The organism is Streptomyces solincola (assembly GCF_002982015.1).
In the GTDB taxonomy this organism is placed as follows: domain Bacteria; phylum Actinomycetota; class Actinomycetes; order Streptomycetales; family Streptomycetaceae; genus Streptomyces; species Streptomyces solincola.
Genome location: NZ_PVLV01000063.1, coordinates 1 through 9,070, shown reverse-complemented (window position 1 = coordinate 9,070; position 9,070 = coordinate 1). Strand labels below are relative to the sequence as shown.

Genomic DNA, 9,070 nt, shown 5'->3' with positions numbered 1-9,070 from the left:
CGGGTCCGGGGCCGGGGCCGGGACCGGTGTCCGGGCCGGGAACGGCGCCGGGACCCGGGAGGCCGGGGCCGCCCGGGGCCGGGCCGGTCGCGCCGCCGTGCGCCTGGTACTCCACCGCGCCCGCCGTCATCTGCATGAACGCCTCCTCCAGCGACGCCCGCTGGGCGCTCAGCTCGTGCAGTGTGATCCCCGCCCGGCCGGCCAGCTCGCCGGCCTGCTCGGTGGTCGCGCCGTCCACCTCCAGCGCCCCGTCCGGGCCCGCGACGGCCGGCAGACCGGCCGCGGCCAGCGCGTCCCGCAGCTTCTCCGGCTCCGGGGTGCGCAGGCGCACATAACTGCGGGAGTTCTGCTGGATGAATTCCGCCATCGAGGTGTCGGCGAGCAGTCTGCCCTGCCCGATCACGATCAAGTGATCCGCGGTCAGCGCCATTTCACTCATCAGATGGCTGGAAACGAAGATCGTCCGGCCTTCGGCGGCCAGCGCCTTCATCAGATTGCGGACCCAGTGAATTCCCTCGGGGTCCAGACCATTGACGGGTTCGTCGAACAGCAGGATCCGGGGATCGCCGAGCAGCGCCGCGGCGATGCCGAGCCGCTGCCCCATCCCCATCGAGAAACCCTTCGGCTTGCGCCTGGCCACCGCGCTCAGACCGACCAGGTCCAGCACCTCGCCGACCCGGCGCTCCGGGATGCGGTTGGACTGCGCCAGGCACAGCAGGTTGTTGTAGGCGGTGCGCCCCGGGTGCATGGCCCGGGACTCCAGCAGCGCGCCGATGCTGCGCAGCGGCTCCGCCAGCTCCCGGTAGTGCCGGCCGTCGATCCGCACCGTGCCGCTGGTCGGATGGTCCAGGCCGAGCATCATCCGCATGGTGGTGGACTTCCCGGCCCCGTTCGGCCCCAGGAACCCGGTCACCACGCCCGGGGTGACCTGGAAGGAGAGATGGTCCACCGCCGTCTTCGAACCGAAACGTTTGGTAAGCCCCTCAAGCTCGATCATGGCTCGATTATCGCGTGCCGCCCCCGATTGCGGAGGCCCCGCGCGGCGATCGGGGCCGCGCACGCCCGAGCCCGGGCACGCGAAACGGCCGGGGACGACGGGCGGCGTCGTCCCCGGCCGCGTACGACCGGCGGGTGCGCGGGCGCGTCCTGGGACGCGTCAGCGGGTCTGCTGGGCCGGGACCCCGCGGGAGACCGTCTCGTCGTCCGCGGGGGAGCCCGCGGCGGCGACGGCCGCGCCGGTCAGCGTCGCCAGCATCTCGCGGACGTTGGTGAGCTGGGCGTTGATCGAGTCGCGGCGGTTGGTCAGCGCCGCCAGCTCGCGCTCCGACTCGCTGCGGATACGGTCCGCCTTGGCGTTGGCGTCGGCCACGATGTCCTCGGCCTGGCGCTGCGCGGTCTCCACCGTCTGGCGGGCCCGGCGCTCGGCGTCGGTGCGCAGCTTCTCCGCCTCCAGGCGGAGCTGCTCGGCGCGGTGCTCGATCTCCGCGAGCCGCTTCTCCGCCTTCGCCTGACGGGACGCCAGGTCCCGCTCGGACTGCTCGCGGCGCTTGGCGAGATTGGTCTCGAAGTCGGCGGCGGCCTGCGCGGCCTTGGCGCGGGTCTCCTCGAAGAGGGCGTCCGCCTCCTCGCGCTTGGACTGCGCGTCCTTCTGCGCCTCGGAGCGCAGGGTGTTGGCCTCGCCCTGGGCCTTCTCGACGATCCGGACGCCCTCGTCCTCGGCCTTGGCCTTGCGGTCCGCGGCGAACGACTCGGCGTCGTTGCGCACCTGCTGGGCCGCCGACTCGGCCAGCTCGCGGTGCTGCTCGGCGGCGCGACGGGCCTCCTCGCGCAGGTCCTTCGCCTCCTCCTCGGCCAGCCGGAGGATCTTCTCCACGCGCGCGCCCAGACCGGCGTACGACGGCTCCGCGTCGCTGACCTGGGCCTGGGCGTTCTGCGTTTCGAGATGGAGCTCCTCGATGCGCTTTTCCAGAGAGGTGATTCGGGACAGAGCGCTGTCACGGTCGGCGACGAGTTTGGTAATGCGGTCATCCACCTGACCGCGGTCGTACCCACGCCGCACGAGCTCGAAGCCGAAGGGGGAGGATGTGTCGCTCATGGGGTTCCTGTCGAAAGAGACCGGTGAGTTGTTGAGGTGTTAGGGGGAATCCTAGGCTCCTCGGCGGCGTGTCTTCGAGCGGATGCCCGTTCAATCCGGAGAATGTCCAGCCTTTTGAGTGGCTTACTCCTCGGATGACTTGCCACTCGTACGGGTAACGCCCGCGCTCGCACCGGCCTTGACGCCGTTGTCCTTGCCGCCGCCGGCCGCCGGGGCCTCGAACGACTCCAGCGCCTCCAGGACGTCCTGCACGCGCGAGATCTCCGTCTGGATGTCCTCGCGGCGGCGCACCAGCACCTCGACCTCGCGCCTGGCGTCGGCGACCAGCTTCTCGGCCTCGGCCTCCGCGTCCGCCTTGATCTTCTCCGCCTCCCGGCCGAGCCCCGCCTTCTTCTGCTCGGCCTCCTTCAGCAGGCCCTCCGCCTTCTTCACGGCGGCGATCCGCACCCGGCTCGCCTCCGAATCGGCCTCCGACAGCAGCGCCTTGGCCTTCTCCTCGGCCTCCTCGCGCTGCTGCGTGGCCGCCGCCACCAGCTTGTCGACCCGCTCGCCGGCCGAACGCATCTGCTCGGCGCTCTCCCGCCGGGCCCGCTCGTGCAGCTCCTCGACCTCACCCTCGGTACGGCGGCGGAACTCCTCGGTCCGCTCCCTTATGGCGGCGGCGTCCCCGCGCGCCCCGACCAGCAGCTCGTCGGCGTCCGTACGGGCCTTCTCCACCGCCGCGTTGCCCTGCACGGTGGCCTCCGCGACGATCCGCTCGGCCTCCTTGCGGGCCGCGCCCACCATGGTGTCGGCCTGCGACTCGGCCTCCGCGGTCGCCCGCAGCGCCTCCTCCTGGGCCTTGGCCACCAACTGGTCGGCCTGCTCGGCCGCGTCGGAGCGCCGCTTGGCCGCGGCCTGCCGGGCCTCGTCCACGAGCCGGTCCGCCTCCGAGCGGGCCTCCGAGCGCATCTGCTCGGCCGCCGCCTCGGTCTCGGCCTTCAGCCGCTCGCCCTCGGCGCGGATCCGCTCGGCCCGCTGCTGCGCCGAACCCACCGCCTCGGCCGCCTCGGCCCGCAGCTTCTCCGCCTCGCCGGCCGCCTCCCCGCGCACCCGCTCGGCCTCCGCGCCGGCCTCGGCGCGCACCCGCTCCGCCTCCGCGCCGGCCTCGGCGAGCAGCCGCTCGGCCCGCTCGGCGCTCTGCGCGCCCAGCCGCTCCGCCTCGCCGGCCGCCTCGGCCACCAACTGGTCCGCCTGCTCGGCGGCGTCCGCGCGCCGCTTGTCCGCGGCCTTGCGCGCCTCGTCGAGCACCTGCTCGCCGTCCGCGCGGGCCGCCGCCCGCAGCTCCTCGGCCTGCCGCTCGCCCTCGGCCCGCAGCGCCTCCGCCGACGCCAGCTCCTCGGCGGCCCGCGCGGTCATCCGCTCGGCCTCCGCGCCCGCCTCGCCGACCAGCTTGTCCGCCTGCGCCGCCGCCTCCGAACGCATCCGGTTGGCGTCCTCGCGGGCGTCCGCCCGGGTCCGCGCGGCGTCCTGCTCGGCCGAGGCCACCGCGTCCGACGCCTCGGTGCGCATCCGCTGCGCGTACTCGGCGGTGTCCGCCTTCAGCCGGTCCGACTCGGCGACCGCCTCCGCCATCGTCCGCTCGGCCAGTTGGCGGGCGGCCTCCGACTCCTCCCGGGACCGCTCGCGCAGCCCCGCCGCGTCCTCCGCCGCCCGCTCCCGCTCCGCGTAGGCGTCGGTGCGGACCCGGTCCGCCTCCGCCTGCGCCTCCGCGCGGGTGCGCTCCGCCGCGTGCTCGGCCGCCGAACGCAGCCCGGTGATCTCCTCCTCGGCCTGCTCGTGCAGCCCGGCCACCGCGTCGCGCACCGACTGGGCGGTGGCCTCGGCGGCCGCCACCATCTCGGTGGCCCGCCGGTCCGCCTCCTCCACCAGCCGCAGCGCCTCGGCCTGCGCCTCCTCGACCCGGTTGCGCGCCGAGGCCAGCAGCTCCTCGCTCTGCTCCCGGGCCCGCTTCCGCTCCTGGTCGGCCTCGGAGCGCGCCGAACCGAGCGTCTCCTCGGCCTCCCGGCGGCGCCGGTTGGCCTCCTCGCGGGCCGCCGCCAGCTCCTCGGCCGCCTCCGAGGTCACCCGCTCGGCCGCCCCCTGGGCCTCCGCGCGCACCCGGTCCGCGGTCTCCTGCGCCTCGGTGCGCAGCCGCTCCGCCTCGGCGGCCGCCTCCGACCGCAGCCGGACCGCCGCGCCCTCCGCCTCCGCGCGGGCCGCCGCCGCCTCCGCCGCCGCCTCGGTGCGCAGCCGCTCGGACTCCTGCTCGGCCTGCTCGCCCAGCGCGCGCATCCGCTCGGCCGCCTCGGCGCGCAGCCGCTCGGACTCCTCGGCCGCCTCCCGGCGCAGCCGCTCGCCCTCGGTACGGGCCTCGGTCAGCGCCTGCTCGGCCGCCTCCAGACGGGACGCGGCCTCGGAGTGCAGCCGGGTCAGCTCGGCCGCTGCCTCCTCCTGGCGGGCGGTGATTCCGCGCTCGGCCTCCTCGCGCAGCGCGCCGGCCGTCTCCTCGGCGGCGGTGCGCACCGACTCGGCCTGCTCCTCGGCCTCGGCCCGCAGCCGGTCGGCCTCCTCGCGGGTGCGCTCCAGCGTCTCCTCGGACTGCCGGCGCAGCCCGGTGGCCCGCTCGATCGCCTCCGCGCGGACCCGCTCGCTCTCCGCGGTCGCCGCCGTGCGGACCTCGTCCGCGTCGGCCTTCGCCTTGGCCAGCAGCTCCTCGGCGGTCTTCGCCGCCTCCTCGATCTGCTGCACCGCCTCGCGCCGCGCCTCGCCGCGGATCCGCTCGCCCTCGGCGATCGCGTCGGCCCGGAGCTGCTCGGCCTCGCCGCGCAGCCGCCGCGCCTCCTCCTGGAGCTCGACGGTCTTGGCGCGGTACTCCTTGGTGTCGTCCTTCGCCGCGCCCTTGAGCTGTTCGGCGGTGTCGTGCGCCTCGCCGCGCAGCCGGTCCGCCTCGGCCTCGGCCTCCCGGCGCACCCGCTCGGCCTCCTCGGCCGCCTTGCGGGTGGCCTCCGCCGCCTCCTGGGACGCCTTGGACAGGATCTCCTCGGCCGACCGGGCGGCCTTGGCCAACTGCGCCGCGGAGTCCTCCGCGGCCGCCGTGCGCGCCTTCTCCGACGCCTCGGCGACCTGCTTGTCGGCCGCCTCCCGGGCGTCCGCCAGCGCCTGCTCGGCCTCCGCCTTGAGGGCCTCGGCCTCCTTGGTCGCCTCACCCACCAGCCGGGCGATCTCCGACTTGGCGGTACGGGTGCGCTGCTCGTTGGCCGAATCGGCGCTCGCCAGCCTCCTGGCGGCCGCGTCCTTCGCCTCGGCGACCAGCTTCTCGGCCTCGCCGCGGGCCTCCCGCAGCTTCTCCTCGGCCTCGGCCATCCGCTGCTCGGCCGCCCGGCCCAGCTCGGCGGCCTTCGCCCGCGCCTCGGAGGACTCCGCCGTGGTGGCGGTACGCAGTTGCTCGGCGTGGCTGGTGGCCTCCTGCGCCTGGCTGGAGGCGGCGTTCAGCAGCCGCTCGGCGTCCCGGCGGGCCCGCAGCAGGATCGCCTCGGCCTCGGAGCGGGCGGTCTCCGCCTCCGCGCCCAGGCGCTGGCGGGCCTCCTCGGCGAGTCGCAGCGCCTCGGCGCGGGCCGCGGCCAGCGACTGCTCGGCCTCCGCCCGCGACTCGTCCATCAGCCGGCGGGCCTGCGCCTCGGTGCGCGCCCGGAGCTGCTCCGCCCAGGCCACGTTCTCGTTGACGTGGGCCTCGACGGTCTGCCGGCGCTCGGACAGCTCCTGGTCGAGCTGCTGGCGGCGCTGCACCGCCTCGGCGTGCAACTCCGCCTGTAGGCGCGCCTGGTGCTCGGCGTGGTCCTGGAGAATGCGCTGCGTCTGGGCGCGCGCCTCGCGCAGCTCCCGCTCCGCGTCCACCCGGAGCTGCTCGGCCTGGGCCTGCGCGTTGCGCAGCAACTGCTCGGCCTGGTAGCCCATGTCGGCGCTGTCGTACGCCGGCCTGGAGGCGATGGTGCGCCGCGCCTCGTGCAGCTTGGCCCGCAGCACCTCGACCTGGTATCCGAGGTCCTCGGCGTGCTGGACGGCCTTCTCCCGCTCGGTCTTCAGCCGGTCCATCTCGGCTTCGAACCGCGAAAGGTGGTCGTCAGCCCGGTGGCTCTCTGCGCGTTCGTAGCCCCGCACTGCGCGGTCCCATCCGTCCCCTGGTCGCAACTGACTTGGCACGGCCGCCGCCCGCAGGCGAACGGCCCCCCCCGGGGAGATGGTGTCAGATGACCTTCGGAGACATGGCACGGCCCCGATCCGGCCCCGGCCCGGAGCAGCCCACTCTACCGGGCCGGGAATAGGCGGGTCAGTGCTCTTCGCCCTCCGGACGGGCGGAGGGGCCGGTGCTCGGGGCCGTCCGGAGCGGCCCGGCCGGGCTCAGTGCCCGGCGGCGGCCTCGGCCGAGGTGACCAGCTCGGTGAGCACCCCGTGGCAGTCCTTGGGGTGCAGGAAGGTGATCCGCGAGCCCATCGAGCCGGTGCGCGGCTCGTCGTACAGCACCCGCACGCCCTTGCTCCGGACGGCCTCCGCGTCGCCGTCCACGTCCGCGGTGCCGAAGGCGATGTGGTGCACGCCCTCGCCGTTCTTGGCGAGCCACTTGCCCACCGCGGAGTCCTCCCGAGTCGGCTCCAGCAACTGGAGGTAGGACGCCCCGCCGTCGTCCGTCCGGTTGATCCTGAGCATGGCCTCGCGGACCCCCTGCTCCTCGTTGACCTCGGTGTGGAACACCTCGAAGCCGTAGGTGGCACGGTAGAACTCGACGGTGGCGTCCAGGTCCCGGCAGGCGATCCCGATGTGATCGATACGCGTCAGCATGGCACCCAGTGCAGCGCGCCCGGGATGGTTACGCAACGTGCGCGCCGTCACACCGACGGGCCGATGACCCGGGTGCGTACCGCTCAGTACATTGGAAGTAAACCCTCGTTCACTTCACACCCCAAGGGGCCCTGCCCATGTCTGGAACGACCGGTACCACCTCCGTCATCGTCGCCGGCGCGCGCACGCCGATGGGCCGCCTGCTCGGCTCGCTGAAGTCCTTCTCCGGGGCCGACCTCGGCGGCTTCGCCATCAAGGCCGCCCTGGAGCGGGCCGGCGTCACCGGAGACCAGGTGCAGTACGTGATCATGGGCCAGGTCCTCCAGGCCGGCGCGGGCCAGATCCCCGCCCGCCAGGCCGCCGTCAAGGCCGGCATCCCCATGAACGTCCCCGCGCTCACGATCAACAAGGTCTGCCTCTCCGGCCTGGACGCCATCGCGCTGGCCGACCAGCTCATCCGCGCCGGCGAGTTCGACGTCGTCGTCGCCGGCGGCCAGGAGTCCATGACCAACGCGCCCCACCTGCTGCCCAAGTCCCGCGAGGGCCACAAGTACGGCGCGATCGAGATGCTCGACGCCATGGCGCACGACGGGCTCACCGACGCCTTCGAGAACATCGCCATGGGCGAGTCCACCGAGAAGCACAACACCCGCCTGGGCATCCGGCGCCCCGAGCAGGACGAGATCGCCGCCCTCTCCCACCAGCGCGCCGCCGCCGCCCAGAAGAACGGCGTCTTCGACGCGGAGATCGCCCCGGTCGAGATCCCCCAGCGCAAGGGCGACCCGGTGCTCTTCGCGAAGGACGAGGGCATCCGCGGCGACACCACCGCCGAGTCCCTCGGCAAGCTGCGCCCCGCCTTCGCCAAGGACGGCACCATCACCGCCGGCACCTCCTCGCAGATCTCCGACGGCGCGGCCGCGGTCGTGGTGATGAGCAAGGCCAAGGCCGAGGAGCTGGGCCTCTCCTGGATCGCCGAGATCGGCGCGCACGGCAACGTCGCCGGCCCGGACAACTCCCTTCAGTCCCAGCCGTCCAACGCCATCCGGCACGCCCTGGGCAAGGAGGGCATCGGCGTCGAGGACCTCGACCTCATCGAGATCAACGAGGCGTTCGCCGCCGTCGCCGTGCAGTCCATGAAGGACCTCGGGATCACCGCCGACAAGGTCAACGTCAACGGCGGCGCCATCGCGCTCGGCCACCCCATCGGGATGTCCGGGGCCCGGATCGTGCTCCACCTGGCCCTGGAGCTCCAGCGGCGCGGCGGCGGCACCGGGGCGGCGGCGCTGTGCGGCGGCGGCGGTCAGGGCGACGCGCTGATCGTCCGCGTCCCGGCGAAGTAGCCTGCCCGGCGGTACGAGGACGAAGGAGCGGATACGCAGATGGTGGACGTCCCCCAACTGGTGGCCCAGGCGCGCGAGGGCCGGCCGCGGGCGGTGGCCCGGCTGATCTCGCTGGTGGAGGGGGCGTCCCCGCACCTGCGGGAGGTGATGGCGGCGCTCGCCCCGCTCGCGGGCAACGCCTACGTCGTCGGGCTCACCGGCTCGCCCGGCGTCGGCAAGTCGACCACCACCTCGGCGCTGGTCACGGCCTACCGCCGGGCCGGCAAGCGGGTCGGCGTGCTCGCCGTCGACCCGTCCTCGCCGTTCAGCGGCGGCGCGCTGCTCGGCGACCGGGTCCGGATGTCGGAGCACGCCTCCGACCCGGGCGTCTACATCCGCTCCATGGCCACCCGCGGCCACCTCGGCGGACTGGCCTGGGCCGCCCCGCAGGCCATCCGCGTCCTGGACGCGGCCGGCTGCGACGTGGTGCTGGTGGAGACGGTCGGCGTCGGCCAGTCGGAGGTGGAGATCGCCTCCCAGGCCGACACCTCGGTGGTGCTGCTGGCCCCCGGCATGGGCGACGGCATCCAGGCCGCCAAGGCCGGCATCCTGGAGATCGGCGACCTCTACGTGGTCAACAAGGCCGACCGGGACGGGGCGGACGCCACCGCCCGCGAGCTGAACCACATGCTCGGCCTCGGCGAGGCCCGCGCGCGGCGACCGTCTTCACGATCGGCGGCCGCCAGTCGCCCGGGGCGCGGGCCTCGCCGAGGCCGAGCATGTGGTTCAGCTCGCGGGC

6 protein-coding genes are annotated in these 9,070 nt (G+C 74.6%); 2 read left to right on the top strand and 4 right to left on the bottom strand.

The genetic code is table 11. The features are described from left to right. The 4 genes from C6N75_RS04675 to mce all read right to left on the bottom strand — a co-directional run. On the bottom strand, nt 1-997 hold a 997-nt coding region (locus C6N75_RS04675; protein WP_105867558.1), incomplete at its 3' end, for an ABC transporter ATP-binding protein. Between the two features lie 159 nt (nt 998-1,156). Next, nucleotides 1,157-2,095 carry a coiled-coil domain-containing protein gene (locus C6N75_RS04670; RefSeq protein ID WP_105867557.1) on the bottom strand — a complete coding sequence of 313 codons (939 nt, stop codon included), beginning with the start codon at nt 2,093-2,095 and terminating at the stop codon, nt 1,157-1,159. 123 nt (nt 2,096-2,218) lie between these two features. Beyond that, nucleotides 2,219-6,274, bottom strand: a complete 4,056-nt coding sequence (gene scy, locus C6N75_RS04665; RefSeq protein WP_105867556.1) for a polarized growth protein Scy — start codon at nt 6,272-6,274, stop codon at nt 2,219-2,221. A 240-nt stretch (nt 6,275-6,514) separates the two neighbouring features. Next, nucleotides 6,515-6,952, bottom strand: a complete 438-nt coding sequence (gene mce / locus C6N75_RS04660) for a methylmalonyl-CoA epimerase (RefSeq protein ID WP_105867555.1) — start codon at nt 6,950-6,952, stop codon at nt 6,515-6,517. Between the two features lie 137 nt (nt 6,953-7,089). On the opposite strand from mce, the gene C6N75_RS04655 reads away from it, so the two are divergent. Beyond that, complete coding sequence (locus C6N75_RS04655; protein ID WP_105867554.1) at nt 7,090-8,292, top strand: acetyl-CoA C-acetyltransferase; 1,203 nt, start codon at nt 7,090-7,092, stop codon at nt 8,290-8,292. Nucleotides 8,293-8,331: 39 nt separating this feature from the next. Next, on the top strand, nt 8,332-9,070 hold a 739-nt coding region (meaB, locus tag C6N75_RS04650; protein ID WP_258177226.1), incomplete at its 3' end, for a methylmalonyl Co-A mutase-associated GTPase MeaB.

Excerpts from the sequence above, each read along its gene's own strand:
- mce (WP_105867555.1), bottom strand. The coding sequence starts at position 6,952 with ATGCTGACGCGTATCGATCACATCGGGATCGCCTGCCGGGACCTGGAC.
- C6N75_RS04670 (WP_105867557.1), bottom strand. The coding sequence starts at position 2,095 with ATGAGCGACACATCCTCCCCCTTCGGCTTCGAGCTCGTGCGGCGTGGG.
- C6N75_RS04655 (WP_105867554.1), top strand. The coding sequence starts at position 7,090 with ATGTCTGGAACGACCGGTACCACCTCCGTCATCGTCGCCGGCGCGCGC.